Consider the following 26227-nt stretch of genomic DNA (forward strand, 5'->3'; position numbering starts at 1 on the left):
CTCCATTGCCTGCACGGCATGACGCCAGTTCAGGCGCAGCTTACGCCGATTGCGGCAGTTTTGCCTTCAGGTTCTCAAATTCTTTTTCAAAGTCCAGGGTCTTGCGCTGGGTGCTCATGGCCATCAGGGCACAGCTGTCGCCAGGGCGGTCGGCATCATCCTTGATCCACACCCACAGGCGGCGCTCGCGGATATAAAACATGGAAAACACGCCGATCACCAGGAACAGACAGCCCAGGTAGACCACGCCCTTGCCCGGCGAGCGCGTCACTTGCAGGACGGACGCCTTGATTTCCGTAAATTCATCGAGCTGCAAATACACCGGTGCGCCATAGAAAAAACTGTCCGACAGCGCGTTGGTGGCCAGTTGCAGGAAGCGGCCGTGCTTTTCATCGGCCTCGATGGCTTTCAAGCCGTCCCTGGCGCGCGCGGCCTGCCACAGGTCCCACAGGCTGCCGTTCAATATCTTCATGAAGATATCGGCCGCCTTTTCCTGCTCGGCCTTGGGTACTTTTTCCAGGAAGCGCGAAATGGCCAGGAAACCGCCCTCTTGCCCGTTGCCGGCAAAGATGGCCAGGCTTTTCGCGGCCGACTCCTGCAGCTGGCCACGCAGCGCTTCCGCATTGGCGCTCGGCATGGCGCGCTGGGCATAGCGGACGGCGGCCTGCTCGCGCAGCTCCGGGTCCTGCAGCGCGGCGCGCAGGCGCATCCATTCCTTGACCGTATAGTTGTCGTCGGCGGGAATGCGCAGATAGCTGAAGGCGTCGCTGGGGTTGACGCGCATGCCGGCCAGGAACACCAGTGCGCCATCGACCGTGACCGGCTGCATGTAGTTCTGGTACTCGCGCGCCTGGCCGGTCTTGTCGCGCAATTTGTACAGCACGCTCGGGCCGACGTTTTTCAGATCCTTGTTATTGGCGTTCCTGGCGGCCGACCCCAGGCGTTTGTCGAGACCGACGGCAAATTTTTCGTTGAAACTTTCGGCCTTGCTGACGGCCCGCACATCCTGGCCGGAACTCATGTTTTCCACGTTGAACGGACGGAAACCCGACCATTCGACGCTGTAGGAATTGCCGTCGCTGCGCTCGAGGGGCGTGCTGCCGCCCACTTCGCCGCCGATATCGAAACGTTTGTCGGTCTTGCCGGCCATCGGGAAACCGGTGAGCTTGAGCTTGCTGCCGCCATCTTCAAAGCTGGACTGGTACAGGGCCAGGCCGTTGTACAGCAACGGCTGGTTGACCTTGATGGTGGCAGGAAAGCTCTTGCCCGTCTCATGGTCGGTGATCACCACATCGCTGGCAAACAGCTTGGGCATGCCGGTGCTGTAGAAATCGATATGGAATTTCTTGAGCAAGATGGTGATCGGCAGATCCTGGATCAGCACGCCATCGGCTTGCGGAATGATGGCGGTGCTGCTGGTCGAGCCTTCCGGAATCATGGTGTTGCCGCGGAAGGTAGGATTGGACAAGCTCAACCGGTGCTTGGCGGGAATCTCGGCGATCACGCCGCTGCCGGCAAACGGCGTCTTGCCGAAGAACCATTGTTGCACCCTGATCGGCATTTCCGAATCCAGCAAACCGCCGACGCAGATGATGACGATGGCGCCGTGGGCAAAGATATAACCCCATTTGTTGGCCGCGCCGCGCTTGGCCGCGACCAGGGTCGCGTTGTCCTTTTCCACGATTTTTGCCTGGTAGCCGGCGTCTTTCAGCCGCATCACCATTTGCTGGGCCAGCGCGGTGCGCGGCAGCGCCGCCTGCCACTCCGCCTTGTGGTGGAAATTGCGCAACGATTGTTCGCGCACGGTTTCGCGCCAGCTGCGCATGTCCTTGAGCATTTTCGGCGCATTGCGCACGATGCACAGCGACGTCGAGGCGACCAGGAAACCCATGATCAGCAAAAACCACCAGGCCGAATAGACGGAATACAGGCTCAGCTTGTCGAACACGGAAAACCAGAACGGACCGAACTGGTTGATGTAATTGGGCATCGGCTCGTTCTGCTTGAGCACGGTGCCGATCACGGAGGCGACCGCAATCAGGGTCAACAGGCTGATGGCAAAGCGCATCGACGAGATCAGCTCGACGAATTCGGCCAGGCTGCGGCGCTGTGTTTTGAGTTCGATTCCGGTGGTGCTGGTACTCATGCGCTGATGCTCATGTTATGACTCATATTGGTACTCATACAGGATGGCAATCTGAAAAAGACGGGAAGCTTGCACTGTGCAAGGCGGCAGCATAACCCAGTTTGGCTGGCGCCATAAAAAAGGGCAGCCCTTGCCACGGCCGCCCTCTTTATCCGCACCGCAGTGCCCGGCAGAAATTGCCGCGATGAAAAATTACTTCAGGCCGGCAATATAGTCCGCCACGGCGGCGATTTCATCGTCCGACATGCGCGCAGCGATGGTGTGCATTTCGGCGCTGTTCTTGCGCGCGTCGGCCTTGGTGCTGCGGAACATGGTCAGCTGGGCCACGGTGTAGTCCTGGTGCTGGCCGGCGATGCGCGGATATTGCACGGGAATGCCATTGCCCGCCGCGCCATGACAGCTGGCACAGGCCGCGACCTGCTTGGCGGCGATGCCGCCACGGTAGATCTTCTTGCCCAGTTCGATGGTGTTCTTGTTCTTGGCGGCGCCCGGCTTGGCCGTTTGCGCGCTCAGGTAGGCGGCCACGTTTTTCTTGTCTTCGTCGCTGAGCATCTTGGCGTAGGTCGTCATCACGGGCTGGTTGCGCTGCGGCGTGGTGAAGTCGACCAATTGCTTGTAGAGATAGTTTTCGTGCTGGCCGGCCAGCTTGGGATTGACGGCGATGGTCGAGTTGCCGGCCGCGCCATGGCAGGACACGCAGGCGGGCAAGCCGCGCGCGGCGTCGCCATCGGCGTACAGGGTGGCGCCCTTGTTGGCATCGGCTTTGACGGCGGCTTTCGGTGCTTCAGCGGCCGAAACAGTTGCCGACACGGCCAGCAAAGCGAGCAACATGGATTTGAACAACGGTGAAAATGCACGATTCATTCAGGCACCCTGGGACAGTGAGAAATTAGTGGTGGACATTGCCGCGCCCTGGGATTTTTGCATTATTTTCAGGGCCGCAAGCCGCATCGCTGCTACGCCGGCAACAATTAACAACTCCTTATTGTACAATAGCTTCTTGGCGTTATTGCTCTCTTATCGCTCCCTTTTCTTGCATTACTACTCCCATGTCAAAACTCTGGCAAGCCCGTTTCTTTACGACCGTCAATCAACTGCGTGACCTGCCCGATACCTCGGTGCCGGAAATCGCTTTTGCCGGCCGCTCCAATGCCGGTAAATCGACCGCCATCAATATCCTGTGCAATCAGAAAGGCTTGGCGTTCGCCTCCAAGACCCCTGGCCGCACCCAGCATATCAACTATTTCTCGATCGGCGGCGCCCATGTGGGCCAGCATCGCAAGGATGCCACCATCGTCGAGGAGATCGAATGCCTGCTGGTCGACTTGCCAGGTTATGGCTATGCGGAAGTGTCGGGCTCGGCCAAGTTGCACTGGCAGCGTCTGCTGGGCGACTATGTGCAGCGCCGCGAACAGCTCGCTGGCCTGATCCTGATCATGGATTCGCGCCGCCCGTTTACCGATCTCGACATCCAGATGCTGGAATGGTTCGCGCCGACCGGCAAACCGATCCACTGCATTCTGACAAAAGTCGACAAACTGAACCGCAACGAGTCGGTCAATGCCCTGCGCCAGGCCAAGGCCAAGCTCGACAGCTATGTCGATGAAGACGGCGTCGGCTTCCCGTTCACGGTGCAGCTGTTCTCGGCCCTGAAACGGGTCGGCATCGAAGAAGCCAATGACAAGATCATGGAACTGGCCGGCATCAGCGAAGACGGCGCCGCCGAGATGGTGGAACTGATCGAGATGGAAGACGACGTCGAGCCGGAAGCGCAGGCGGACAAGCCGGCCTGATTTCAACCCGGCACGGCACGTAAAAAAGGCGGTTCACTGTGGTGAGCCGCCTTTTTTCATGGCTGAGGCTTAACGCCGGCCCGGCCCTTGCCGTTTCTCGGCAAAGAATTCCTGGCGCAGGAAGGCGGTCAGCTCGGCGGTATCCTCGACGCGGGCGCTGAGGTTGACATTGCGGCCCAGGCGGCGCGATTCCCACACGAAGTCGCCCGGCTTTTCGGCCCGGATCAGCTGGATCATCTTCTTGATGATGGCCGATTCGATATCGGGTTCATTGCCGATTTCAACTTTTTCCTGCTTCAGCCAATTGCGCTTGAAGTTGCCGTTCCAGCCCTTGAACTTGACCTCGGCGCTGAACGAGGTCTGGTTGACGATGGAGAACACGCCACCCGAATCGTCGTTGTCGCTGCCCGCATTGCGGCCCTGGGCGCGCGCGATATTGGCCTTGGCCACGCGCATGGCGCGGTCGTTTTCGCTTTCCTCGGCCGGCTGCGCCGGCTGCTGCGCCTGGCGCTGCTGGCGGCGCTGCTCGATCATGGCGCTCATGTCTTCGGCCGGCGGCGGTGGCAGCGGCACTTTCGACACCAGCGGCGGCGTAAACGTTTCCAGCTTTGGCTTGTCACGCGGCACGTTTTTCGTGACCACCGGCTTGCTGGCGCGCGGTGGCGGCGGCTTGACCTTGGCCACTTTGGTTTCCTTCGGCGTCGGCTTGGGCGTGGGCTTCGGCGTCGGGGCCGGCTTGGGCGCCGGCTTGTCCTTCAGCGGCGCGATATACACCATCGCGCTTTCCTTTTTCGGCGGCGGGATCTTTTCGATCTTATCCGTATGCAACAGTGCATACGCGGCAATCAGCACGTGCAGCAGGACGGACACCCCCAATACCACCTTGCGGCGCTTGCTGGTCTTCTCGCCATAAGCCAGTGGCGGCTGTATCAATTGCCCGCAAGTGGGGCAATAGCCGGTATCGGCAGCCATCGGGTGGGTCGTGTCATGCAAAATAAATCGTGCTTTCTTTGCAACAAAAGTAATCTTACCGGGCGGTCATCTTGCCAGAGCGGCGCGCTTTTGGGAACACTGGCGGCGCGTTTGCCACACGAAGCGTACAGGATCGCGGCATTCCTTGCATCGCCTTGCAGCGTAGCCGAAGCGGCCCTTGACGGTTGTTACCGTATGTATCACTCGCCTTACAGCGGGGCAATACAAAAACCGCGCGCCCGCTGTTGCTGTACGACCGATCACGCTTTATTGTCGAGCGCCACCAGTTGCTCATCGGTCATTGGCCCGGTGCCGCTGTATTTATCGAGGAACAGATAGATCACCGGCGTAATAAACAGGGTAATGACTTGCGAGAACAGCAAGCCGCCAACCACGGCCAGGCCCAGCGGCTGGCGCAGTTCGGCGCCGGCGCCCAGGCCCAGCGCGATCGGCAAGGCGCCCATCAGCGCCGCCGCCGAGGTCATCATGATGGGACGGAACCGCAAAATGCACGCCTGGCGGATCGCGTCAAACGGCGCCAGGCCTTCGTTCCTCTGCGCATGCAGGGCGAAGTCGATCATCATGATGGCGTTTTTCTTGACGATGCCGATCAGCATCAGGATGCCGATAATCGCGATCATGGTCAGGTCCATGCCGAACAGGCGCAGGGTCAGCAGCGCGCCGACGGCCGCCGACGGCAGGCCGGCCAGGATCGTCAGCGGGTGGATATAGCTTTCGTACAAGACGCCCAGCAGCACGTAGATGACCGCCAGCGCGGCGATGATCAGGATGATCTGGCTCGCCTGCGACGACTGGAACACGGCCGCGTCGCCGCCATAGCGCGTGATAATGGACGCGGGCAAGTTCATGCCCTTGCTCATCACGTCGATCTTGCCGGTGGCAATGCCCAGCGGCACGTCCGGCGCCAGGTTGAAGGCGATCGTGACGGCCTGCAGCTGGCCCTGGTGATTGACGGAGGTGGGGCCAATGGTGCGCTCGACCCGGGCGATGCTCGACAACTTGACCAGCTCGCCCGTCTTGCTGCGCACCGACACGCGCGTCAGGGCATCGTCATACTGGCGATCCGGCGTGGCCGCTTCGAGGATCACGTAGTAGCTGGCGGCCGACGAATAAATGGTCGACACCTGGCGCTCGCCAAAGGCGCTGTACAGCGCGGTGCGGATATCGGACATCTGCACGCCCAGCATGTTCGCCTTGTCGCGGTCGATTTTCAAGGACGCCTGCAAGCCCTTGATCTGCGAGTCGCTGGTAACGTCGCGGAAAGCCGGGTCGGCGCGCATGCCGGCCAGGAATTTTTCGGCCCAGTCATTCAGGGCGTCGGGGCTGACGCTTTGCAGGGTGTACTGGTAGCGGCTCTTGCTTTGGCGCCCACCGAGCTGCAGGTTCTGCACCGGGCGGAAATACACGGCCATGCCGGGCACGGCGCTGGTCGCGCGGCGCAGGTTTTCCAGCACCACCGGCATTTTCGGCCGCTCGCTGCGCGGTTTCAGCACCATGAACATGCGGCCGGTATTGCCGCCACCGACAAACGAGGTCACGTCCTGCACGCTGGGGTCGGCCTTGATGACGGCCGCCATGCGCGCCTGCAAGGCCTGCAAGGCTTCCGACGAGATATCTTCCGACGCCTCCGTATTGACCTGGATCTGGCCCAGGTCTTCCTCGGGGAAAAAGCCTTTCGGTATGGTGGCGTACAGGATCACGGTCAGGGCAAACGTGGCCACCGCGATCAGCAGCACCACGGTGCGGTGCGCCAGCGCCTTGTCGAGCACGAATACATAACCATTGCGCACGCGCGTAAAACCGGCCTCGAAGTGGCGGCCGATAAAGGTTTTTTCCTGGGCGTGCTCGTGCTCATTGGCGTGCCCCTGAGCGCCGGCCGGCAGGAAGCGGCTGGCCAGCATCGGCACCAGGGTCAGCGAAACAATCGCCGAGACCAGGATCGCCAGCGACACCACCACCGCAAACTCATGGAACAGCAGGCCGATCACGCCCGGCATGAAGAAGATCGGGATAAACACGGCCACCAGCGAGACGGAGATCGAGATGATGGTAAAGCCCATCTCTTTCGCGCCCACCAGCGCCGCCTGGATCGGCTTCTTGCCCATCTCGATATGGCGCACGATGTTTTCCAGCACCACGATGGCGTCATCGACCACCAGGCCGACGGCCAGCGTAATGCCCAGCAGCGAGATATTGTCGAGGCTGTAGCCGAGCCAGTACAGCAGGGCCAGCGCGCCGAGCAGCGAGATCGGCATGGTGACGGCGGGAATAAAGGTGGCGGCCGCGCGGTGCAGGAACAAAAAGATCACCAGCACCACCAGCACCACCGTCAGCGCCAGGGTCAGGTTGACGTCGTGGATCGCTTCGCGGATCGACAGCGAACGGTCGTTGACCAGGCTGATCTGTATCGACTGCGGCAATTGTTCCTTGAAGCCGGGCAGCAGGCGGCGCACGCCATCGACCACCTGCACCGTATTGGCGTCGGGCTGGCGCTGCACCATCAGGCTGATCGAGCGTTCGCCATTGAAGCTGCCGACCGCCTTGATCGATTGAAAGCTGTCTTCCACTTGCGCCACGTCTTTCAGGCGCACCGGCTGGCCGTTGCGGCTGGCAACGATCAGTTCGGCGAAGTCGGCCGCCTTCATCATCTGCGGATTGCCCTGGATGGTCAGGGTCTGGCTGGGGCCGTCCAGGATGCCCAGCGGCGAATTGGTGTTCGAGGTGCGCAGCGCCGTGGCCAGCTCGTCCATGGTCAGGTCGCGCGCATTCATCAGGTCGGCGCGCGCCCGCACGCGCACGGCAAAGCGCTTCTGGCCGTTGACCACCACCTGGGCCACGCCCGGCAAGGTCGACAAACTCGGCGCGATCAGGTTTTCGGCGTAGTCGTTCAGGTCCGACAGGTTCAGTGATGGCGACGTCATCTGGATGAACAGCACCGGCGCGTCGGCCGGATTGACCTTGCGGTAGGACGGCAAGTCCGTCATTTCGGTCGGCAACTGGCGCTGCGCGCGCAGCAGCGCCGCCTGCACGTCGACGGCCGCCTCGTTGACATTGATGCTCGAATCGAACTCCAGGGTCAGCGAGGTATTGCCCAGGGTACTGGTGGAGGTGATCAGGCTCAGGCCCGAAATGGTGGAAAACTGCTTTTCCAGCGGCAAGGCGACCGACGAGGCCATGGTTTCCGGGCTGGCGCCGGCCAGGTCGGCGCTGACATTGATGACGGGCGTGTTATAGCTCGGCAAGGCCGCCACCGGGATTTGCAGATAGGCCAGCACGCCGGCCAGGATGATGGACAGCGACAGCAGCACCACCATCACGGGGCGCCGGATGCTCAGTTCGGACAAGTTCATGCTGGCTTGCCCGCCGTGGCGGCCTGGTCCATGGCTTCCGGGCGTTTTTCCGCCAGGCGCACCTTGCTGCCCGGACGCAGGTTCTGCTTGCCGTCGACAATCACCTGCTCGTCGCCGCTCAGCCCCGTCACGGCGGCGTTGGGGCCAAACGCGTGCACGCGCGTGACCTTGCGCGATTTGGCCGTGTTGTCGGCCTCCATCGTGTAGACCAGGGTGCCGGCGGTGGTGGTGATAATGGCGTTTTGCGGTATCACCAGGGCGTCTTTCAAGGTTTGCACCGTCATTTGCGTGTTGATGTACTGACCCGGCCACAGATCGGTCTGCGTATTGCCGAAGCGCGCCTTGACCTTGATCATGCCCGAGGTGGGATCGACGGCATTGTCGATAAAGTTCAGCTTGCCCTGCACCTGCTTGCCGCCGGCGTCGGCCAGCAGCGCCGTGACCGGCACCTCGCCCGCTTTCTGCGCCGACAACAGCGCCGACAGGCTGCTTTCAGGCAAGGTAAACACCACGTCGATCGGATCGAGCTGGGTAATGCTGGTCAGCGACGTGGCCGGCTGCACCAGGCTGCCCGGATACACGCCGATGGCGCCGACCCGGCCGCTCAGGGGGGCGCGCAGGACGGTATAACTGGAATCGACCTGGGCCGAGCGCAAGGCGGCCTGGTCGGCGGCCAGCAAGGCGCGCGCCGCATCGAGCTGGCTTTGCAGGGTGTCGACGGCGCCCTGGGCGATAAAGTTTTTGCTCAGCAAATCGTTGCTGCGCTTGAGCTGGCGTTCCAAGTCCAGCACCGAGGCGCGGTCGCGCAGCACCTGCGCCTGGGCTTTTTCCACGTTGGCGCTTTCGGCGCGCGCGTCGAGGGTGAACATCAGCTCACCCTGTTTGACGAACTGGCCTTCCCTGATATGGACCTTGGCGATCGTGCTGGTGGTTTGCGGATGCAGCTCGACGCTGCTGATCGGCGCCACGCTGCCGTTGGCCTGCAGCACGATGGGCACGTCCTGGCGCACCGGCCTGACCACGCTCACGCTGGTCGGCGCCTGGCCGCCGCCCTTGCCTGCCGCTGCGGCCCGGGGCTTGTCGGCGCCCTGATGATTGAAATACCAGATGCCGCCACCGATACACAGGGCGGCACCGACCAGGATTGCCAGGCTAGTTTTTTTCATTATGCGTCACGCTGTCTCGGCGCGGATTTCCAGGTTGAATTTAATTGCCTAACGGCATTAAGGGCGATATTGTCGCATGAAAGCGCCATGGAAAATCATCACTTGCCTGCGTAATATTGTGGCACCACCAGGGTCACTTCCAGCCCGCCGTCCACATGATTGGACAGCAAAACCGTGGCGCCGTGCTGCTCGGCGATATTGCGCGCGATCGTCAGGCCCAGCCCCGTGCCGCCCGATTCGCGCGAACGCGAGGTCTCGATGCGGTAGAACGGCTCGAATACTTTGGCCAGCTGGTCAGGCGCAATGCCGGGGCCGCCGTCGCGGATGCGGATGCGCGCCGCGCCCGCCAGGCGCTCGACCGTCACTTGCGCATGCTGGCCATATTTGACGGCGTTGTCGATCAGGTTGACCAGGCAGCGCCGCATGGCGATCGGGCGGCCCATCAGGGCCATGCCCGCATGGCCTTCCAAGGTCACGTTCTGGCCCGCATCGGCGGCGTCCGAACAGACGCTGTCGAGCAGCGAATCGACATCGAGCGCCTGCATCGCTTCGGTGCTGTCCATCGAGCGCGCCAGGTCCAGCCCTTCCTTGACCATGCTCTGCATGGCCGACAAATCGCCCACCAGGCGTTCGTGCAGGTCCGAGTCGGCCACTTTTTCCAGCCGCAGCCGCAGGCGCGTGAGCGGCGTTTGCAAATCGTGGGTGATGGCGGCCAGCATCTGCGTGCGCTGGAAAATATGCTGGCGGATGCGCGCCTGCATGGCGTTGAAGGCCGCGCTGGCCTGGCGGATTTCGCTCGCGCCGGTCAGGGCCAGCGGCGGATGGTTGATATCGTTGCCCAGGTCTTTCGCCGCCTGCGCCAGCTGTTTCAACGGGCGCATGGTCATGCGCGTGACCAGGTAGGCCAGGATGGCGATGCTGATCAGGAAAGGCAGCAAGGTCATCCAGTCATTGTGTTCGGCAAACGCGGGCTGGCGCGGCGGCAATACCAGCAGGCGCAGCATGTGGCCGTCCTGCATGCGCACGTCCAGGTTTTCGCAGGTGCCGCCCCAGGGCTTGGGTGAAAACAGGCCAGGCGCTTTTTTCGGTTTCACGCAAGCCAGCGGCGGCTGGGCCAGCGCGGTGACCTTGAATGTTTCGCCCAGCTTGGCCTGCAGCGCGGTGGAAAACTCGGTCGGCGCGCCGGCCGCATGTTCGGCGTCCGGCCGCAGCTCCAGGCGCACGCTGCCCTTGTTGGCCACCTTCAGGTAGGCCGCGCGCGAAGTGAGCGGCACCATGTCGGTCGACATCACCAGCTGCTCGGCACGCTCGACGGCGTGATAGTCGCGGTACTGTTCAATCGCGCGCTGGCGCTCGCCGACGGCCAGCCACTGCGTCAGCGCGGCCGACGCCACCACGCCCAGCAGCAGCACCATGAAGACGCGCCCCGTCATCGAACCGAGGAAGGCCTTCACGCGTGCGGCTCCACATTGACCTGGCCGGCCAGCACATAGCCGCCGTTGCGCACCGTCTTGATGATTTGCGGCAGGCGCGCATCCTCGCCGAGTTTTTGCCGCAGCCGGCTGATCTGAATATCGATCGAGCGGTCGAACGGGTCGGCGTCGCGCCCTTGCGTGAGGTTCAGCAGCTGGTCGCGGTTGAGCACGCGGTTCGGGTGCTCGAGGAACACGCGCAGCAGGCGGAACTCGGCGCCCGACAGCATGATCACCACGCCGGTCGGGTTAAGCAGGTGGCGCGCCGTCAGGTCCAGCGTCCAGCCGGAAAAGCGGATCTGCTGGGCCTTGTCCGACGGCGCATTCGACGGCATCGCATGGCTGCGGCGCAGCACGCTGCGGATGCGCGCCAGCAGCTCGCGCGGCTCGAACGGTTTCGGCAAATAATCATCGGCGCCCATTTCCAGGCCCAGGATGCGATCGAGCGGCTCGTTGCGCGCCGTCAGCATAATGACGGGCACGGTCGACTGCGCGCGCAGCTTGCGGCACAGGGTCAGGCCGTCGTCGCCGGGCAGGTTCAGGTCGAGCACGATCAGGTCGGGCCGGGTTTCGTCCAGCACCTTCCACATGGCCGTGCCATCGGCCGCGCCCAGGGTACGGTAGGCATTGGTTTCCAGGTAATCCGCCAGCAGGCTGCGGATATCGCGGTCGTCATCGACGATCAGTATTGTAGAAGTGGTTTCCATGCCTGAATTATCCCCACTTCACACGGGCCTGCACAGCGCATTTGTATCGTCTTGTATATAGACCATGTGACGAAACATACAGATACAATCTGTCGGACAGCGGACACTTGGTGGAAACATGGGACCGCCACACTGGATTCATGTGCAGAAACATGTACATGCTCTTTCACTTACAAAGGAATCCAGATGAACACCTCATTTCACACCGTACGCAAACACCTGGTCATCGCGCTGAGCGTACTCGGCATGGGTGCCGCATCGCTGACCGTCCACGCCCAGCAAGAACCCGCCGGCGCCCCGGCCGCCAGCAGCAACCCGAAGGCCGCGCCGGATGCCCCGCGCGCGCATCGTGGCGAACATCGCGGCAACCCGGCCGAACGCATGGCCAAATACCAGGCACGCCTGCACGACAAGCTGAAACTGACGGCCGCCCAGGAACCGGCCTGGGCCACCTTCACGGCCGCCAATGCGCGGCAAAAGCCAAACGGCGACTGGAAGGCCAAGCGTGAAGCGTTCGCCAAGCTGTCGGCGCCCGAGCGCATGGAACAATGGATCGCCATGTCGAAGGAACGCATCGCCGGCCAGGAAAGCCGTCTGGCCTCGCTGAAAACGTTTTACGCCGTGCTGACGCCGGAACAACAGAAGGTATTTGATGACAGCGTGCCGGGCGGCATGCGTGGCCACCATGGCCACCGTGGCGCACCGAAGGCGTAGGTCGGATTAGCGCGCAAGCGCGTAATCCGACAACAGTGTTGGCGCCCGCCGTGGTGGTGTCGGATTACGGCCTGCGGCCTGATCCGACCTACTTGTCAAGCTTGGCAAGCGACGCCAGGAACGTCTCGGCATTCTGGAAGCCGATCACGCGCGAGTGGGCGATCTCCTGGCCCTGCGGATCGAACATGATGATGCCGGGCGGGCCGAACAGCTGAAAACGTTTCAACATGGCTTTGTCGTCGGCGTCATTGGCCGTCACGTCGACCTGCAGCAGCACCGATTGCCCCATCTTGTCGCGCACGGCCGGCGCGACAAAGGTCAGCTTTTCCATCTCCTTGCACGACACGCACCAGTCGGCGTAAAAATCGAGCAGCGCCGTCTTGCCGTTCAATTGCGCCAGCGCCGCGTCGAGCTGCGCCACGGTCTTGACGCGCGTAAAAGCGTGCGGGTGGACCTGGCCGCCGCCCAGGTGGGCCAATGGCGCCAGCGGATCGCGGCCACCGCTGGCCGCGCCCACCAGTTGCACCGCGCCGAGGATGGCAAACACCAGGCCAAAGGCCTTGGCCACCCAGGCGTTTTTCGAGGTGGTTTTGCCGACCAGCAGATACATGCCATAGCCGATGAAGAGCGCCGTCCAGCCCAGCATCTGCACCAAGCCCGGCAGCACCGGCGACACCAGCCACCAGGCCACGGCCAGCAGCAGCACGCCAAAGAAACGTTTGACGGCGTCCATCCAGGCGCCGGCGCGCGGCAGCAAGGCGCCGGCCGACACGCCGACCAGGATCAGGGGCACGCTCATGCCGACGGCCATGGCGAACAGCGCGCTGCCGCCGATGACGACGTCGCGCGTCTGGCTGATGTACAGCAAGGCGCCGGCCAGCGGCGCGGCCACGCATGGGCCGACGATCAGGGCGGAAATGGCGCCCATCATGAACACGCCGGCCAGGCGGCCCGACGACTGCTGGTTCGACACGCTGGTCAGCTTGCCTTGCAAAAAGGCCGGTACCTGCAGCTCATAAAAACCGAACATCGACAGCGACAGACCGGCCATCAGAAGGGCAAAAAAGCCGAGCACCCACGGGTTCTGCAGCTTGGCCGCCAGGCCTTCGCCGGCCAGGCCGGCCGCCACGCCCAGCGCGGTATAGACAATCGCCATGCCCAGCGCATACGTGAGTGACAGCAGCAGGCCGCGCGAACGGCTGACCTTGCCGCCATCGCCGACGATAATCGACGACAGAATCGGCACCATCGGCAGCACGCACGGCGTGAAGGCCAACCCCAGGCCCAGCAGCATGAACAGCGGCACGATCACCAGCAGCTTGCCGCCTTTCAGAGCCGATTCGATGCTGCCCATTTCCGTTGGCGCGGACGCCGCGGCGGCGGCCGGCGCCGGCACAGGTGAGGCTACGACAGGATCGGGGGTGCTGGTGATATCGGCTTGCGCAATGCTCATCACCGACACGCCCGGCGAGGCTTGCGCCTGCGGGCCGTTGACGGCCGTTGTGTCGACCGCGGGTGCTGCCGGCAGCGCGAATTTGGAAGCCACCGCGCCGGGCGCCACGCTCTGGCCACCGGCGCCCATCAGCTTGGCCGTGGCATCCTGCGGCGCGTAGCACAGGCCTTTGTCGGAGCAGCCCTGGCCGGTGGCCTTGAGCGTAAAGGCGCCGGCGGCCTCGACCGGGATGGTGATGGTCAGCGTGTGGCGGAAGGTCTCGACGTTCTTCTGGAACGTTTCATCGAACTTGACCTTGCCCTTCGGAAAAACCGGCGCACCGAGTTTCGCGCCGCTGGCCTCGAACTTGAAACGCTCGTGATACATATAGTAGCCGTCGGCGATCACATAGGTCACCGCGATGGTGGACGGGTCCTGCATACGTGCGGAGAACTTGAACGCCAGCTCGGGGGCGAGGAATTCATCGTCGGCGCGGGCGTGGCCGGCGCCGAACATGGCGATCAGCAGCAGCAGGCAGGCGGCAAACCAGAGGGATAGACGGGAAGACGGCGTGGCGCGAGAGCGAAAACAGGACATGAATACTACCTTTTTGACCATTCGACGAAGAGCCGCGCGGGCATGCGGGGCCGGCGCGAAAGAAGAATAGTACACCGCGGCAGAGGCGGTTGCAGCAGAAAGCAAAAAAGCCAGGCTAGGCCTGGCTTTTCATGAAGCAGCAGCCGGGATTACTCGCCAGCGACTTCAACTGCTTCGGTCGTATCTGGACGATCCATCAGTTCAACGAATGCCATAGGAGCATTGTCGCCGACGCGGAAGCCCATTTTCAGGATACGCACATAACCACCGTTACGGTTGGCATAACGCGGGCCCAGTTCGGCGAACAGTTTGACGACCATTTCACGGTCGCGCAGGCGGTTGAAAGCCAGACGCTTGTTTGCCAGGGAATCGGTTTTGCCGATGGTCAGAATTGGCTCGACAACGCGGCGCAGTTCTTTTGCTTTTGGCAGGGTGGTTTTGATCGCTTCGTGACGCAGCAGCGATACTGTCATGTTGCGCAGCATAGCCAGACGGTGGGACGAGGTACGATTCAGTTTACGGAGGCCGTGACCGTGACGCATGGTAAATCCTTTCGGTAGTGAGTTTAAATCCAGCTCTTCGATCGATGCTGCTTATGCTTCATCGCGGGCCGGTTTGGCACTTCAAAAATAAAAGCCTGGGACACCTGTCCCAGGCAGTTTGCTGCAACTTCGAATTACTTTTCCAAACCGGCAGGCGGCCAGTTTTCCAGCTTCATGCCCAAGGTCAAGCCGCGCGACGCCAGCACTTCCTTGATTTCGTTCAGGGACTTGCGGCCCAGGTTCGGCGTTTTCAGCAGTTCGTTTTCCGAACGCTGGATCAGGTCGCCGATGTAGTAGATGTTTTCCGCTTTCAGGCAGTTGGCCGAACGCACGGTCAACTCCAGGTCGTCGACTGGACGCAGCAGGATAGGATCGACCAGCGGAGCGCGCGATGGTGCTTCGGCGGCAGCTTCCGTGCCTTCCAGGGCAGCGAACACATTCAACTGGTCCACCAGGACGCGGGCCGACTGGCGGATCGCTTCTTCCGGCGAGATCACGCCGTTGGTTTCGATGTTGATGATCAGCTTGTCCAGGTCGGTACGCTGTTCGACGCGGGCCGATTCAACGAAGTACGACACGCGGCGCACTGGCGAGAACGACGCGTCCAGGATGATGCGGCCGATGGTTTTATTGGTGTCTTCCGACAGGCGACGCACGTTGCCAGGAACGTAGCCGCGGCCTTTTTCAACCTTGATCTGCATGTCCAGCTTGCCACCGGCGGTCAGGTGGGCGATCACGTGGTCAGGGTTGATCAGTTCGACGTCATGCGGCAGGTCGATGTCGGAGGCCAGGATGGCGCCTTCGCCTTCTTTTTTCAGAGTCAGGGTGACCGAATCGCGGTTGTGGACTTTGAAAACCACACCCTTCAAGTTCAGCAACAGATCGACGACGTCTTCTTGCACGCCATCGAGGGAGGAATATTCGTGGACGACGCCGGCGATCGTCACTTCGGTCGGCGCGTAGCCCACCATCGACGACAGCAGAACGCGGCGCAACGCGTTACCCAATGTGTGGCCATAGCCGCGCTCGAACGGTTCCATCACGACCTTGGCGTGACCTGCACCGAGAGCTTCAACATCGATAATACGTGGCTTCAACAAACTGTTTTGCATGAAATGTCCTTTTCAATACCCTCGGCTCGTTACGCCGATAAGGCTGATGGCATTAGTAAAACGCCCACTCATGCAGCTGAGTGGGCGGTGATGGTGCTACTGACTGCTATTAACGCGAGTACAGCTCGACGATCAGCGATTCGTTGACGTCGTTGGCGATTTCGTTACGTTCTGGCAGGGACTTGAAAGTACCTTCCATTTTCTTGGCATCAACCGAAACCCAGCTAGGCATGCCAACTTGTTCGGCCAGCGACAGTGCTTCAACGATACGCACTTGCTTTTTCGATTTTTCACGAACAGCGATGATGTCGCCGACTTTGACCGAGTACGAAGCGATGTTGACAACGATACCGTTCACGGTGAACGCTTTGTGGCTGACCAGTTGACGCGCTTCAGCGCGGGTCGAGCCAAAGCCCATGCGGTAGCAAACGTTGTCCAGACGCGTTTCCAGCAACTTCAACAGCGTTTCGCCGGTGTTGCCTTTACGACGGTCCGCTTCAGCGAAGTAGCGGCGGAATTGACGTTCCAGCACGCCGTACATGCGCTTGACTTTTTGCTTTTCGCGCAGTTGGTTACCGTAGTCCGAGGTGCGGGCGCCGGATTTGACACCGTGCTGGCCTGGTTTGACGTCCAGTTTGCACTTGCTGTCGAGCGAGCGACGTGCGCTCTTCAGGAACAGGTCAGTACCTTCACGGCGGGAGAGTTTTGCTTTAGGTCCGATATAACGTGCCACGAGACTTCCTTTTTTTAAATGATAACGCCCCAGCCACATGCATGATCAAACACACTGATGCGGTTAGGCGCTAGTCTGATTCACTTGCGATCAGACGGTGGCTGAAAACGAAAAACCCGTCAAATACAATTTGACAGGCAAGAACAGCCGGGCAGTATAACCGTTTCCGGCTACCTGCTCCAGCGTTTTCACACAACTGTACTCAATACAACAAACAGAAGAGCAGCTGGCGCCGTGGCGCCCTCTGCAATGCTGTCTTAGATACGACGACGTTTCGGTGGACGGCAACCGTTGTGCGGTACCGGCGTCACGTCCTGGATCTCGGTGATCTTGATGCCCAGGTTGTTCAGCGCGCGAACGGCGGATTCACGACCAGGACCTGGGCCCTTGATACGTACTTCCAGGTTCTTCACGCCACACTCGACAGCCACTTTACCAGCGGCTTCCGCGGCGACCTGCGCTGCGAATGGGGTCGATTTACGCGAACCCTTGAAGCCTGCACCGCCGGAGGTAGCCCACGACAAGGCATTGCCTTGACGATCGGTGATGGTAATGATGGTGTTATTGAACGAAGCGTGGACATGTGCGATGCCTTCAGCGACGTTCTTTTTAACTTTTTTACGCACGCGTGCTGATGCGGCGTTATTTTGCGACTTGGCCATAATTATTCCCTAGCGGATTATTTTTTCAGCGATTGAGCGGCTTTACGCGGTCCCTTGCGGGTACGTGCGTTCGTACGCGTACGCTGGCCACGGCAAGGCAGACCCTTGCGATGACGCATGCCGCGGTAGCAGCCCAGATCCATCAAACGCTTGATGTTCATGGACAGTTCACGACGCAGATCGCCTTCGACGATGAATTTACCTACTTCATCGCGCAGTTTTTCCAGTTCGCTGTCATCCAGATCTTTGATCTTTTTGTTGGTTGCTACACCGGTCGATGCACAGATTTTCTCTGCGCGTGGACGGCCAACACCGTAGATGGCTGTCAGGCCGATAACGGTATGCTGATGATTTGGGATATTAACCCCTGCAATACGTGCCATTTGTTATTCCTCGATTAACCTTGACGCTGCTTGTGACGTGGTTCCACGCAGATTACGCGGACTACGCCTTTGCGCTTGATGATCTTGCAGTTGCGGCAGATCCGCTTGACTGATGCGAGAACTTTCATTTTGGGGCTCTTTCTTTCGCTTCTTTGGTTTGATTCACTGTGTTACTTGGTACGGAACACAATGCGGGCTCGGCTCAGGTCATACGGCGTCAACTCCACCGTCACCTTGTCTCCAGGGAGAATGCGAATATAGTTCATCCGCATTTTACCTGAAATATGCCCGAGCACCACGTGTCCGTTCTCCAGCTTCACTCGAAATGTTGCATTTGGGAGATTCTCAAGAATCTCGCCCTGCATCTGTATGACGTCGTCTTTTGCCATTCGGTATGTTTACCGCGCTTAACGCGTCGGAATTCCGCCCTTGAAATTTGCTTTGCGCAGCAGTGAATCATATTGCTGCGACATCACGTAGTTCTGTACTTGCGCCATGAAATCCATGGTGACAACTACAATAATCAATAAAGAAGTACCGCCGAAATAGAATGGTACTTTCCACTGGGCTTGCATAAATTCCGGCAATAAACACACCAGGGTGATGTAGACTGCGCCGGCAAGTGTCAAGCGTGTCAGGATCTTGTCGATGTAACGGGCTGTCTGCTCGCCTGGACGAATCCCGGGAATGAACGCACCGCTTTTCTTCAAGTTATCCGCTGTTTCCTTGCTGTTGAATACCAGCGCCGTATAGAAGAAACAGAAAAACACGATGGCCACTGCGTACAACAGCGCATGGATAGGCTCACCAGGCCCCATCGATGCTGCCAAATCTTTCAAGAACCGCACCGCAGGGTTAGCGTTGTCGGCGCCCTTTGAAAACCAGTCCACGATAGTGGCCGGAAACAAGATGATCGAAGAAGCAAAGATCGGCGGGATCACGCCGGCCATGTTCAGCTTCAACGGCAAATGGCTGGTTTGACCGCCATAAATCTTGTTGCCTACCTGGCGCTTCGCGTAATTGACCAATATTTTGCGCTGACCGCGTTCGACAAACACCACGAAGAACGTTACCAGGGCTACCAGCAGCACGATGAAGATCGCGCCCAAGCTGCCGATCGAACCATTCGATACCAGGCTGAACAAACCACCCAGTGCGGAAGGCAGACCTGCTGCAATACCGGCAAAAATGATGATCGAGATGCCGTTACCCAAGCCACGCTCGGTAATCTGCTCACCCAACCACATCAAAAACATTGTTCCGGTCAACAAAGTGACGACCGTCACGAAGCGGAATGCAAGCCCAGGTTCCAACACCAGACCAGGTTGCGACTCCAGTGCGACTGCAATACCCAACGCTTGAAACAGAGCCAGTGCCACCGTGAAATACCGGGTGTACTGGGTGATCTTGCGACGGCCTGCTTCGCCTTCTTTTTTCAACGCTTCCATCTGCGGTGACACGATCGACAGCAATTGCATGATGATCGAGGCCGAGATGTAAGGCATGATACCCAGCGCAAACACTGTAAAACGAGACAAGGCACCGCCCGAGAACATGTTGAACATGCCCAGGACGCCGCCTTCGTGCTCCTTGAACAGCGAGGCTAATTGTGTCGGGTCAATCCCGGGAACCGGGACGTGAGCACCGATACGATAAACCACCAATGCGCCAAGCAAAAACCAGAGCCGTCCCCAAGGGAAACCGGCCGCTGCACTTTTAGCAAGTTGTGGATTAGTCGCCAATTTTCGCTCCGATCAAGCTGTTAGCGGTCAACTCAGGCTACCGAGCCGCCGGCTGCTTCGATGGCGGCTTTCGCGCCAGCGGACACTTTCAAGCCCTTCAAATTCACCGCTTTGGTGATTTCGCCGGACAAGATCACGCGCACGTCACGGGCCAACACGCCCAGGACGCCAGCTTGCTTCAAGACCAGAATGTCGACATCGCCAACAGCCAGGTTGTTCAGATCGGACAGGCGCACTTCAGCTTTGAAGGTTGCGTGCATCGATTTGAAACCGCGCTTAGGCAGACGGCGTTGCAGAGGCATCTGACCGCCTTCGAAACCGACTTTATGAAAGCCGCCCGAACGCGATTTCTGACCTTTGTGACCACGACCCGAGGTTTTACCCAGGCCGGAGCCGATACCGCGACCGACGCGACGCTTGTAGTGCTTGGCGCCTTCGGCTGGTGCAATAGTATTCAATTCCATGATTTGCTCCGTTCGTGTAAGCCCGAAGGCTTACCCGACAACTTTAACGAGATACGATACTTTATTGATCATGCCGCGTACGGATGGGGTGTCTTGCAGTTCGGAAACCGAATTTACACGACGCAGACCCAGACCGCGCACGGTAGCGCGATGCGATTCGCGCGTACCGATCAAGCCCTTGACCAATTGCACTTTGACTGTGTTTGTCATTTTGTCCACCTTAAGCCAGAATGTCTTCAACCGACTTGCCGCGTTTGGCAGCGATATCGGAAGCAGTACTCATTTTCGACAGGCCGTCCAGCGTAGCGCGCACCAGGTTGTAAGGGTTGTTCGAACCGGTGGATTTCGCCACCACGTCCGTCACGCCCATTACTTCGAAGATCGCGCGCATTGCGCCACCAGCGATCACGCCGGTACCAGGCTTGGCCGGGTTCATCAGAACCTTCGACGCGCCGTGACGACCGACTACCGTGTGATGCAAGGTACCGTTTTTGAGCGGCACTTTGATCAGGTTGCGGCGAGCTTCTTCCATTGCTTTTTGCACGCCAACTGGCACTTCTTTCGATTTGCCCTTGCCCATGCCGACGCGGCCATCGCCATCACCAACTACGGTCAGCGCGGCGAAACCCATGATACGACCACCCTTGACCACTTTGGTCACGCGGTTGATCGCGATCATTTTTTCGCGCATGCCATCATCCGGCTTGTCGCTTTGCATTTTTGCTTGCATTTTTGCCATGATTGATCCTTAGAACTTCAGACCGGCTTCGCGTGCGGCTTCTGCCAACGCTTTCACACGGCCGTGGTAACGGAAACCGGAGCGGTCAAACGCAACTTCGGTAATCCCTGCTTTCAACGCTTTTTCAGCGACGCGCTTGCCGATCAAGGCTGCAGCAGCGGCATTGCCGCCTTTGCCGGATTGGCCTGCCAGTTCAGCGCGAACTTCCGCTTCAGCCGTCGAGGCCGAAACCAGGACTTTAGCGTCCGGGCTGATCAGGTTGGCGTAAATGTGCAGGTTGGTGCGATGCACCGACAAGCGATTTACTTTCAATTCCGCAATCTTGATGCGGGTTTGGCGTCCGCGGCGAAGCCGTGATTCTTTCTTATCCATCGTCAGCCCCTAATTACTTCTTCTTGGTTTCTTTAAGCTTGACCACTTCGTCCGCATAGCGAACGCCCTTGCCTTTATAAGGCTCAGGGGAGCGGTAAGCACGAACTTCAGCGGCTACCTGGCCAACCTGTTGACGGTCGATACCCTTGATCAGGATCTCGGTCGGGGTTGGTGTTGCGCAGGTAACGCCGGCTGGCATGTCATGCACTACAGGGTGCGAGAAGCCCAGGGACAGATTCAGCTTGTCGCCTTGTGCTTGCGCCTTGTAACCCACGCCTACCAGGTTCAGCTTTTTCTCGAAACCCTTGGTGACGCCAACGACCATGTTGTTGACCAGTGCGCGCAGCGTGCCGGACATGGCATTGGCTTCGCGGCTGTCGTTCGCCACGTCGAAACTCAGGGTTCCTGCATTGTTTTCTACTTTAACCTGGCCGGTCAGGGCCTGGGAAAGCACGCCCAGTGGGCCTTTTACGGTGATCGCTTGTGCGGAGATGGCGACTTCAGCGCCAGCTGGCACAACGATAGGCATTTTAGCTACTCGAGACATGTGTAACTCCTTAAGCCACGTAGCAAATAACTTCGCCGCCGACACCGGTAGCGCGTGCTTTGCGGTCAGTCATGACGCCTTGCGGAGTCGACACGATCGCCACACCCAAGCCATTCATCACGACAGGAATGTCATCTTTGCCTTTGTAGACGCGCAGGCCCGGACGGGACACGCGCTCGAGGCGCTCGATGACAGGACGGCCAACATAATACTTCAAACCGATCTTCAGTTCCGCCTTGCCACCAGCTTCGGCAACAGCGAAATCTTCAATGTAACCCTCGTCCTTCAGGACGTTGGCAATCGCAATTTTGACTTTCGACGATGGCATGGCCACGGTCGTTTTTTGCACGCCCTGGGCGTTACGAATGCGGGTCAGCATATCGGCGATAGGATCGCTCATACTCATTGCATATTCTCCTATTACCAGCTTGCTTTAGTCATACCCGGAATTTCACCACGCATGGCGAATTCACGGAGCTTGATACGACCCAGACCGAATTTACGGAATGTGCCGCGCGGACGACCAGTGATGGCGCAACGGTTACGTTGACGCGTCGGGTTCGAGTTACGTGGCAGCGCCTGCAATTTCAGGCGAGCTTCGTAGCGCTCTTCTTCCGATTTCGATTGGTCATCGACGATGGCCTTGAGAGCTTCGCGCTTAGGGGCGAATTTCGCCACCAGGTCAGCACGCTTGATCTCACGATTAATCAGTGACAGTTTGGCCATGATCAGTTCCTGAAAGGGAATTTAAAGGCGGCGAGCAAAGCTTTGGCTTCGTCATCGGTCTTAGCGGTTGTCGTGATGCTGATATTCATACCGCGCAACGCGTCAATCTTGTCGTATTCGATTTCAGGGAAAATGATCTGTTCCTTGACACCGATGTTGTAGTTGCCACGACCGTCGAATGCACGACCGTTCACACCACGGAAATCGCGTACGCGCGGCAGAGCCACGGTAATGAAGCGATCCAGGAACTCGTACATGCGAGCGCCGCGCAGGGTGACCATCGTACCGATCGGGTAACCTTCACGGATTTTGAAGCCTGCGATCGCTTTGCGGGACTTGGTGGTTACTGGCTTCTGGCCAGCAATCTTGGTCAAGTCGGCAACTGCGTGCTCGAGAACTTTTTTATCCGCGATAGCCTCACCAACACCCATGTTCAGGGTGATCTTGGTCAGGCGTGGAACTTCCATTACCGACTTGTAACCAAACTTGCTGGTCAGGTCGGCAACGACTTTTTCTTTATAGAATTCTTGGAGACGTGCCATGATTTCTTAAGCCTTCACTACTTCGCCGGAGGATTTAAAGATGCGGACTTTCTTGCCGTCCACTTCTTTGAAACCCACGCGATCTGCCTTGCCAGTCGCTGCATTGAACAATGCAACGTTGGACACGTGAATTGGCATGGTCTTGTCGACGATACCACCAGTTACGCCAGTCATCGGGTTTGGCTTGGTCGCTTTTTTAGCGACGTTGATGCCATCAACCACGATATGTTCAGCATCGATACGTTGCTGCACCACACCACGTTTGCCCTTGTCTTTCCCGGTCAGAACGATGACTTCGTCGTTTTTACGAATCTTATCCATTACGACTCCTTACAGGACTTCCGGTGCCAGGGACACGATTTTCATGAACTTCTCAGTGCGCAGTTCGCGCGTGACAGGTCCAAAAATACGGGTACCGATCGGTTCCAGCTTGGCGTTCAACAGAACGGCGGCGTTGCCGTCGAACTTCACCAGGGAACCGTCTTGGCGGCGAACACCTTTAGCGGTGCGCACAACCACGGCGTTATAAATTTCACCTTTTTTGACACGGCCACGTGGCGCAGCAACCTTGACGGTTACCTTGATCACATCGCCAATGCCAGCATAACGGCGCTTGGAGCCACCCAATACCTTGATGCACATTACTTCCTTGGCACCGGTATTGTCAGCCACTTCGAGCCGGCTTTCAGTTTGAATCATAGTATTCTCTTTCCCAACTTAAGCCGAAGAATCCACACAATGTAGACCCGCGGTCAGTCTTGGTCCCGCCAGAGCCGCCCTGCTGGGCTTCACTGTTTGGGTGCATGACCTTCATACATCAACTGACCGCGGAGCTATGTCTGTGGCCAGACACTTTGCGGCGTTACATGAACGAAGCCCGCAAGTATTACATACAATTTGCGGGCCTGCAAGTACTAATTAAAAACCACCGCCGAAACGGTGGATTTTATTTAAACGATGGGTGCGGCTTGAACCACACGTGTCACCGTCCATGCCTTCGTTTTGGAGATCGGACGACCTTCCTGGATCTCTACCGTGTCACCGGCTTTGACCTGGTTGGTTTCGTCATGCGCGTGATACTTGTTCGAACGCATGATGATCTTGCCATACAAAGGATGTTTTACGTGGCGCTCGATCAGAACGGTAACGGTCTTGTCCATCTTGTCGGATACCACTTTACCGATCAGCGTGCGCTTGAGCGACTGTTTCACTGGTTCGTTCATTTGGCTTCCTTCAGATTCATTACCGTCTTCACACGCGCGATATCGCGGCGTACCTTCTTGAGCTGCGAAGTGTTGCTCAGCTGCTGCGTAGCGATTTGCATGCGCAGGCCGAACTGTGCCTTCAACAAGTCATTCAGCTCTTTTTGCAGAGCTGCCTGGTCTTTGCCGCGGAGTTCAGTTGCTTTCATATTCAACTCCAATTATTGGCCGACTTGGCGAATGACAAACGTCGTCGCCAGTGGCAGTTTAGAGGCGGCAAGACGGAAGGCTTCCCGTGCCAGCGCTTCATCAACGCCATCCATTTCGTACAGTACTTTGCCTGGCTGAATTTCAGCGACGTAGTACTCAGGATTACCTTTACCGTTACCCATACGGACTTCGGCCGGTTTGTTCGAAATCGGTTTGTCCGGGAAAATACGGATCCAGATACGGCCACCGCGCTTGATGTGACGCGTCATTGCACGACGCGCCGCTTCAATTTGACGTGCAGTGATACGACCGCGCGCAACTGCCTTCAGACCGAATTCGCCAAACGACACGGCGGTGCCGCGGCTGTGCGAAATACCGGTGTTACGGCCTTTCTGCTCTTTACGATACTTTCTGCGTGCTGGTTGCAGCATGATTATTCTCCTGCTTTCTCAGCTGGTGCTGCGGCGGCGGCCGGTTTAGCGGCGGTACGCACACGTGCACCTGGTGCTGTGGATGGTTTCGCACCGGCGCCTGCTGGACGTGGGCGGCCAGCTGGCTTGCCATCGTCACGGCGTGGACCGCGGCTCTTCTTCTCGTCAGCTGGGGTATCGATGACTGGTGCATCGCCGTTAGGCGCGCGGTCACCTTTGTATACCCACACCTTGACACCGATGATGCCGTAGGTGGTCAGCGCTTCGCTGGTACCGTAGTCGATATCGGCGCGCAGGGTATGCAGAGGCACGCGGCCTTCGCGGTACCATTCCTTACGTGCGATTTCGATACCGTTCAGACGGCCGGACGACATGATCTTGATACCGAGTGCACCCAGGCGCATTGCATTTTGCATTGCACGCTTCATGGCGCGGCGGAACATGATCCGTTTTTCCAGCTGCTGCGAGATCGAATCGGCGATCAGTTGCGAGTCGATTTCAGGCTTGCGAATTTCTTCGATGTTCACGTGAACAGGTACGCCCATGATCTTGGTCAAAGCGGACTTCAGTACTTCGATGTCTTCGCCTTTTTTACCAATGACCACGCCTGGACGCGAGCTGTAGATCGTGAAGCGCGCGTTCTTGGCAGGACGCTCGATAACGATGCGGCCAACCGAAGCGTTCTTCAGTTTCTTTTTCAGGTAAGCACGTGCTTTCAAGTCTTCGTTCAGCATGGCAGCGAAATTGCCGTTGCCTGCATACCAGCGCGAAGCCCAGTTACGGGTGACCGCCAGACGGAAACCGGTTGGATGAATTTTCTGACCCATCGTGGCTCCTTAGTTACCGACAGTCACGTAAACGTGACAGGATTGTTTCGAAATACGGTCGCCACGGCCTTTTGCACGCGCGGTGAAGCGCTTCAGGACCGGGCCCTTTTCGACGTAGATCGTTTTCACGAACAATTCGTCGATGTCCGCGCCGTCATTGTGTTCCGCATTGGCGATTGCCGATTCCAGAACACGCTTGATGATCGCAGCACCTTTTTTCGGGCTGAATTGCAAGATGTTGAGTGCTGCGTCAACTTTCTTGCCACGGATCAGGTCAGCAACCAGGCGACCTTTTTGGTCGGACAGGCGCACACCTTTGAGGATAGCTTTGGTTTCCATTATTTCTTAGCCTTTTTGTCAGCTGCATGACCCTTGAACGTACGGGTCAGTGCGAATTCGCCGAGCTTGTGACCAACCATGTTTTCGGAAACATACACCGGCACGTGCAGCTTGCCGTTATGAACCGCGATCGTCAGGCCGATAAAGTCAGGCATGATTGTCGAACGACGCGACCAGGTTTTGATTGGCTTTTTGTCTTTGGCAGCTTGCGCGGCTTCAACTTTTTTCACCAGGTGGGCGTCACAGAACGGCCCTTTTTTCAATGAACGTGTCATGTGCTACCC

35 protein-coding genes are annotated in these 26227 nt (G+C 58.8%); 3 read left to right on the forward strand and 32 right to left on the reverse strand.

The genetic code is table 11. From position 1 onward, the window contains the following. Positions 1-40 precede the first annotated feature (40 nt). A complete protein-coding gene (locus ASR47_RS23025; protein WP_065310133.1) occupies positions 41-2146 on the reverse strand; it encodes a cytochrome c biogenesis protein ResB in 2106 nt (701 codons plus the stop codon). Positions 2147-2338: 192 nt separating this feature from the next. Then, entirely contained in the window at positions 2339-3010 is a 672-nt protein-coding gene (locus tag ASR47_RS23030; protein ID WP_065310134.1) for a c-type cytochrome, read from the reverse strand. Here ASR47_RS23030 and ASR47_RS27585 point away from each other — a divergent pair. Then, entirely contained in the window at positions 2976-3248 is a 273-nt protein-coding gene (locus ASR47_RS27585) for a hypothetical protein (RefSeq protein WP_171899019.1), read from the forward strand. The genes ASR47_RS23030 and ASR47_RS27585 overlap by 35 nt on opposite strands. Beyond that, entirely contained in the window at positions 3196-3939 is a 744-nt protein-coding gene (yihA, locus tag ASR47_RS23035) for a ribosome biogenesis GTP-binding protein YihA/YsxC (RefSeq protein ID WP_065310135.1), read from the forward strand. Before ASR47_RS27585 ends, yihA begins: the two co-directional genes overlap by 53 nt. 69 nt (positions 3940-4008) lie before the next feature. Here the strand turns inward: yihA and ASR47_RS23040 are convergent, their stop codons facing one another. The 5 genes from ASR47_RS23040 to ASR47_RS23060 all read right to left on the reverse strand — a co-directional run bounded on the left by ASR47_RS23040 (position 4009) and on the right by ASR47_RS23060 (position 11627). Continuing rightward, complete coding sequence (locus ASR47_RS23040; protein WP_245714452.1) at positions 4009-4911, reverse strand: hypothetical protein; 903 nt, start codon at positions 4909-4911, stop codon at positions 4009-4011. A gap of 260 nt (positions 4912-5171) precedes the next feature. Continuing rightward, entirely contained in the window at positions 5172-8282 is a 3111-nt protein-coding gene (locus ASR47_RS23045; protein WP_065310137.1) for an efflux RND transporter permease subunit, read from the reverse strand. Next, the gene (locus tag ASR47_RS23050; RefSeq protein ID WP_065310138.1) at positions 8279-9448 is read right to left on the reverse strand and encodes an efflux RND transporter periplasmic adaptor subunit; all 1170 of its coding nucleotides are present in this window, start codon (positions 9446-9448) and stop codon (positions 8279-8281) included. The genes ASR47_RS23045 and ASR47_RS23050 overlap by 4 nt, the downstream gene beginning before the upstream one ends. 98 nt (positions 9449-9546) lie before the next feature. Beyond that, positions 9547-10902: an ATP-binding protein gene (locus tag ASR47_RS23055; protein ID WP_065310139.1), complete on the reverse strand. Its 1356-nt coding sequence runs from the start codon at positions 10900-10902 to the stop codon at positions 9547-9549. After that, positions 10899-11627 carry a response regulator gene (locus ASR47_RS23060; RefSeq protein WP_065310140.1) on the reverse strand — a complete coding sequence of 243 codons (729 nt, stop codon included), beginning with the start codon at positions 11625-11627 and terminating at the stop codon, positions 10899-10901. The genes ASR47_RS23055 and ASR47_RS23060 overlap by 4 nt, the downstream gene beginning before the upstream one ends. 186 nt (positions 11628-11813) lie before the next feature. Between ASR47_RS23060 and ASR47_RS23065 the strand changes: the two genes are divergently transcribed. Further along, complete coding sequence (locus ASR47_RS23065; RefSeq protein WP_065310141.1) at positions 11814-12341, forward strand: Spy/CpxP family protein refolding chaperone; 528 nt, start codon at positions 11814-11816, stop codon at positions 12339-12341. Positions 12342-12429: 88 nt separating this feature from the next. On the opposite strand, the gene dsbD is transcribed toward ASR47_RS23065, so the two are convergent. The 25 genes from dsbD to rpsS all read right to left on the reverse strand — a co-directional run bounded on the left by dsbD (position 12430) and on the right by rpsS (position 26218). Beyond that, positions 12430-14289, reverse strand: coding sequence for a protein-disulfide reductase DsbD (gene dsbD / locus ASR47_RS23070; RefSeq protein ID WP_065310320.1), 1860 nt, complete (start codon positions 14287-14289; stop codon positions 12430-12432). A gap of 230 nt (positions 14290-14519) precedes the next feature. Further along, positions 14520-14912 (reverse strand): 50S ribosomal protein L17, encoded by a 393-nt coding sequence (gene rplQ / locus ASR47_RS23075; protein ID WP_065310142.1) that lies wholly within the window; start codon positions 14910-14912, stop codon positions 14520-14522. A gap of 134 nt (positions 14913-15046) precedes the next feature. Next, on the reverse strand, positions 15047-16024 hold the full coding sequence (locus tag ASR47_RS23080; protein ID WP_008444343.1) for a DNA-directed RNA polymerase subunit alpha: 978 nt from the start codon (positions 16022-16024) through the stop codon (positions 15047-15049). Between the two features lie 109 nt (positions 16025-16133). After that, positions 16134-16757: a 30S ribosomal protein S4 gene (rpsD, locus tag ASR47_RS23085; RefSeq protein ID WP_038496998.1), complete on the reverse strand. Its 624-nt coding sequence runs from the start codon at positions 16755-16757 to the stop codon at positions 16134-16136. Positions 16758-17014: 257 nt separating this feature from the next. After that, on the reverse strand, positions 17015-17419 hold the full coding sequence (gene rpsK, locus ASR47_RS23090) for a 30S ribosomal protein S11 (protein WP_010394475.1): 405 nt from the start codon (positions 17417-17419) through the stop codon (positions 17015-17017). 17 nt (positions 17420-17436) lie between these two features. After that, a complete protein-coding gene (gene rpsM / locus ASR47_RS26685) occupies positions 17437-17802 on the reverse strand; it encodes a 30S ribosomal protein S13 (RefSeq protein WP_046681666.1) in 366 nt (121 codons plus the stop codon). Between the two features lie 14 nt (positions 17803-17816). Then, positions 17817-17930 carry a 50S ribosomal protein L36 gene (gene rpmJ, locus ASR47_RS26690; protein WP_010394471.1) on the reverse strand — a complete coding sequence of 38 codons (114 nt, stop codon included), beginning with the start codon at positions 17928-17930 and terminating at the stop codon, positions 17817-17819. 42 nt (positions 17931-17972) lie between these two features. Beyond that, positions 17973-18191, reverse strand: a complete 219-nt coding sequence (gene infA / locus ASR47_RS23100; RefSeq protein ID WP_005663428.1) for a translation initiation factor IF-1 — start codon at positions 18189-18191, stop codon at positions 17973-17975. A gap of 18 nt (positions 18192-18209) precedes the next feature. Next, the gene (gene secY / locus ASR47_RS23105) at positions 18210-19544 is read right to left on the reverse strand and encodes a preprotein translocase subunit SecY (protein WP_065310144.1); all 1335 of its coding nucleotides are present in this window, start codon (positions 19542-19544) and stop codon (positions 18210-18212) included. Between the two features lie 32 nt (positions 19545-19576). After that, on the reverse strand, positions 19577-20008 hold the full coding sequence (rplO, locus tag ASR47_RS23110; protein WP_034753211.1) for a 50S ribosomal protein L15: 432 nt from the start codon (positions 20006-20008) through the stop codon (positions 19577-19579). Between the two features lie 30 nt (positions 20009-20038). Continuing rightward, the gene (rpmD, locus tag ASR47_RS26695; protein WP_010394435.1) at positions 20039-20218 is read right to left on the reverse strand and encodes a 50S ribosomal protein L30; all 180 of its coding nucleotides are present in this window, start codon (positions 20216-20218) and stop codon (positions 20039-20041) included. A gap of 10 nt (positions 20219-20228) precedes the next feature. Further along, positions 20229-20747 carry a 30S ribosomal protein S5 gene (gene rpsE / locus ASR47_RS23115; protein ID WP_010394433.1) on the reverse strand — a complete coding sequence of 173 codons (519 nt, stop codon included), beginning with the start codon at positions 20745-20747 and terminating at the stop codon, positions 20229-20231. A gap of 9 nt (positions 20748-20756) precedes the next feature. Beyond that, complete coding sequence (gene rplR, locus ASR47_RS23120; RefSeq protein WP_010394431.1) at positions 20757-21119, reverse strand: 50S ribosomal protein L18; 363 nt, start codon at positions 21117-21119, stop codon at positions 20757-20759. Positions 21120-21132: 13 nt separating this feature from the next. Then, entirely contained in the window at positions 21133-21666 is a 534-nt protein-coding gene (gene rplF, locus ASR47_RS23125; protein WP_065310145.1) for a 50S ribosomal protein L6, read from the reverse strand. Between the two features lie 10 nt (positions 21667-21676). Further along, complete coding sequence (gene rpsH / locus ASR47_RS23130; RefSeq protein ID WP_065310146.1) at positions 21677-22072, reverse strand: 30S ribosomal protein S8; 396 nt, start codon at positions 22070-22072, stop codon at positions 21677-21679. 14 nt (positions 22073-22086) lie between these two features. Then, entirely contained in the window at positions 22087-22392 is a 306-nt protein-coding gene (gene rpsN, locus ASR47_RS23135; protein WP_010394423.1) for a 30S ribosomal protein S14, read from the reverse strand. 2 nt (positions 22393-22394) lie between these two features. Continuing rightward, entirely contained in the window at positions 22395-22934 is a 540-nt protein-coding gene (gene rplE / locus ASR47_RS23140; protein WP_010394421.1) for a 50S ribosomal protein L5, read from the reverse strand. 6 nt (positions 22935-22940) lie between these two features. Then, the gene (rplX, locus tag ASR47_RS23145; RefSeq protein ID WP_065310147.1) at positions 22941-23255 is read right to left on the reverse strand and encodes a 50S ribosomal protein L24; all 315 of its coding nucleotides are present in this window, start codon (positions 23253-23255) and stop codon (positions 22941-22943) included. A gap of 9 nt (positions 23256-23264) precedes the next feature. Then, positions 23265-23633: a 50S ribosomal protein L14 gene (gene rplN, locus ASR47_RS23150; RefSeq protein WP_008444317.1), complete on the reverse strand. Its 369-nt coding sequence runs from the start codon at positions 23631-23633 to the stop codon at positions 23265-23267. A 251-nt stretch (positions 23634-23884) separates the two neighbouring features. Further along, positions 23885-24157, reverse strand: coding sequence for a 30S ribosomal protein S17 (rpsQ, locus tag ASR47_RS23155; RefSeq protein ID WP_065310148.1), 273 nt, complete (start codon positions 24155-24157; stop codon positions 23885-23887). Then, on the reverse strand, positions 24154-24345 hold the full coding sequence (gene rpmC / locus ASR47_RS23160; protein WP_065310321.1) for a 50S ribosomal protein L29: 192 nt from the start codon (positions 24343-24345) through the stop codon (positions 24154-24156). Before rpmC ends, rpsQ begins: the two co-directional genes overlap by 4 nt. Before the next feature lie 12 nt (positions 24346-24357). Next, on the reverse strand, positions 24358-24777 hold the full coding sequence (gene rplP, locus ASR47_RS23165) for a 50S ribosomal protein L16 (RefSeq protein WP_010394411.1): 420 nt from the start codon (positions 24775-24777) through the stop codon (positions 24358-24360). Between the two features lie 2 nt (positions 24778-24779). Continuing rightward, entirely contained in the window at positions 24780-25604 is an 825-nt protein-coding gene (gene rpsC / locus ASR47_RS23170; RefSeq protein WP_065310149.1) for a 30S ribosomal protein S3, read from the reverse strand. 9 nt (positions 25605-25613) lie between these two features. Next, entirely contained in the window at positions 25614-25946 is a 333-nt protein-coding gene (rplV, locus tag ASR47_RS23175; RefSeq protein ID WP_170840583.1) for a 50S ribosomal protein L22, read from the reverse strand. Continuing rightward, a complete protein-coding gene (rpsS, locus tag ASR47_RS23180) occupies positions 25943-26218 on the reverse strand; it encodes a 30S ribosomal protein S19 (RefSeq protein WP_008444295.1) in 276 nt (91 codons plus the stop codon). The genes rplV and rpsS overlap by 4 nt, the downstream gene beginning before the upstream one ends. Positions 26219-26227: the final 9 nt, after the last annotated feature.

The sequence above is a fragment of the Janthinobacterium psychrotolerans genome, assembly GCF_001677885.1.
Classification (GTDB): domain Bacteria; phylum Pseudomonadota; class Gammaproteobacteria; order Burkholderiales; family Burkholderiaceae_D; genus Janthinobacterium; species Janthinobacterium psychrotolerans.

Excerpts from the sequence above, each read along its gene's own strand:
- rplO (WP_034753211.1), bottom strand. The coding sequence starts at position 20,008 with ATGGAATTGAATACTATTGCACCAGCCGAAGGCGCCAAGCACTACAAG.
- ASR47_RS23050 (WP_065310138.1), bottom strand. The coding sequence starts at position 9,448 with ATGAAAAAAACTAGCCTGGCAATCCTGGTCGGTGCCGCCCTGTGTATC.
- rplE (WP_010394421.1), bottom strand. The coding sequence starts at position 22,934 with ATGGCACGTCTCCAAGAATTCTATAAAGAAAAAGTCGTTGCCGACCTG.
- rplN (WP_008444317.1), bottom strand. The coding sequence starts at position 23,633 with ATGATTCAAACTGAAAGCCGGCTCGAAGTGGCTGACAATACCGGTGCC.
- ASR47_RS23030 (WP_065310134.1), bottom strand. The coding sequence starts at position 3,010 with ATGAATCGTGCATTTTCACCGTTGTTCAAATCCATGTTGCTCGCTTTG.
- rplR (WP_010394431.1), bottom strand. The coding sequence starts at position 21,119 with ATGGATAAGAAAGAATCACGGCTTCGCCGCGGACGCCAAACCCGCATC.
- ASR47_RS23060 (WP_065310140.1), bottom strand. The coding sequence starts at position 11,627 with ATGGAAACCACTTCTACAATACTGATCGTCGATGACGACCGCGATATC.
- ASR47_RS23065 (WP_065310141.1), top strand. The coding sequence starts at position 11,814 with ATGAACACCTCATTTCACACCGTACGCAAACACCTGGTCATCGCGCTG.
- rplF (WP_065310145.1), bottom strand. The coding sequence starts at position 21,666 with ATGTCTCGAGTAGCTAAAATGCCTATCGTTGTGCCAGCTGGCGCTGAA.
- rpmJ (WP_010394471.1), bottom strand. The coding sequence starts at position 17,930 with ATGAAAGTTCTCGCATCAGTCAAGCGGATCTGCCGCAACTGCAAGATC.
- infA (WP_005663428.1), bottom strand. The coding sequence starts at position 18,191 with ATGGCAAAAGACGACGTCATACAGATGCAGGGCGAGATTCTTGAGAAT.
- rplP (WP_010394411.1), bottom strand. The coding sequence starts at position 24,777 with ATGCTGCAACCAGCACGCAGAAAGTATCGTAAAGAGCAGAAAGGCCGT.
- dsbD (WP_065310320.1), bottom strand. The coding sequence starts at position 14,289 with ATGTTCGGCGCCGGCCACGCCCGCGCCGACGATGAATTCCTCGCCCCC.
- ASR47_RS23025 (WP_065310133.1), bottom strand. The coding sequence starts at position 2,146 with ATGAGTACCAGCACCACCGGAATCGAACTCAAAACACAGCGCCGCAGC.
- ASR47_RS23045 (WP_065310137.1), bottom strand. The coding sequence starts at position 8,282 with ATGAACTTGTCCGAACTGAGCATCCGGCGCCCCGTGATGGTGGTGCTG.
- rpsN (WP_010394423.1), bottom strand. The coding sequence starts at position 22,392 with ATGGCCAAACTGTCACTGATTAATCGTGAGATCAAGCGTGCTGACCTG.
- rpmC (WP_065310321.1), bottom strand. The coding sequence starts at position 24,345 with ATGAAAGCAACTGAACTCCGCGGCAAAGACCAGGCAGCTCTGCAAAAA.
- rpsS (WP_008444295.1), bottom strand. The coding sequence starts at position 26,218 with ATGACACGTTCATTGAAAAAAGGGCCGTTCTGTGACGCCCACCTGGTG.
- rpsK (WP_010394475.1), bottom strand. The coding sequence starts at position 17,419 with ATGGCCAAGTCGCAAAATAACGCCGCATCAGCACGCGTGCGTAAAAAA.
- rpsM (WP_046681666.1), bottom strand. The coding sequence starts at position 17,802 with ATGGCACGTATTGCAGGGGTTAATATCCCAAATCATCAGCATACCGTT.
- ASR47_RS27585 (WP_171899019.1), top strand. The coding sequence starts at position 2,976 with ATGGATTTGAACAACGGTGAAAATGCACGATTCATTCAGGCACCCTGG.
- ASR47_RS23080 (WP_008444343.1), bottom strand. The coding sequence starts at position 16,024 with ATGCAAAACAGTTTGTTGAAGCCACGTATTATCGATGTTGAAGCTCTC.
- rpmD (WP_010394435.1), bottom strand. The coding sequence starts at position 20,218 with ATGACAAACACAGTCAAAGTGCAATTGGTCAAGGGCTTGATCGGTACG.
- rpsE (WP_010394433.1), bottom strand. The coding sequence starts at position 20,747 with ATGGCAAAAATGCAAGCAAAAATGCAAAGCGACAAGCCGGATGATGGC.
- rplX (WP_065310147.1), bottom strand. The coding sequence starts at position 23,255 with ATGGATAAGATTCGTAAAAACGACGAAGTCATCGTTCTGACCGGGAAA.
- rpsQ (WP_065310148.1), bottom strand. The coding sequence starts at position 24,157 with ATGAACGAACCAGTGAAACAGTCGCTCAAGCGCACGCTGATCGGTAAA.
- ASR47_RS23040 (WP_245714452.1), bottom strand. The coding sequence starts at position 4,911 with ATGGCTGCCGATACCGGCTATTGCCCCACTTGCGGGCAATTGATACAG.
- rplQ (WP_065310142.1), bottom strand. The coding sequence starts at position 14,912 with ATGCGTCACGGTCACGGCCTCCGTAAACTGAATCGTACCTCGTCCCAC.
- rpsH (WP_065310146.1), bottom strand. The coding sequence starts at position 22,072 with ATGAGTATGAGCGATCCTATCGCCGATATGCTGACCCGCATTCGTAAC.
- rpsC (WP_065310149.1), bottom strand. The coding sequence starts at position 25,604 with ATGGGTCAGAAAATTCATCCAACCGGTTTCCGTCTGGCGGTCACCCGT.
- yihA (WP_065310135.1), top strand. The coding sequence starts at position 3,196 with ATGTCAAAACTCTGGCAAGCCCGTTTCTTTACGACCGTCAATCAACTG.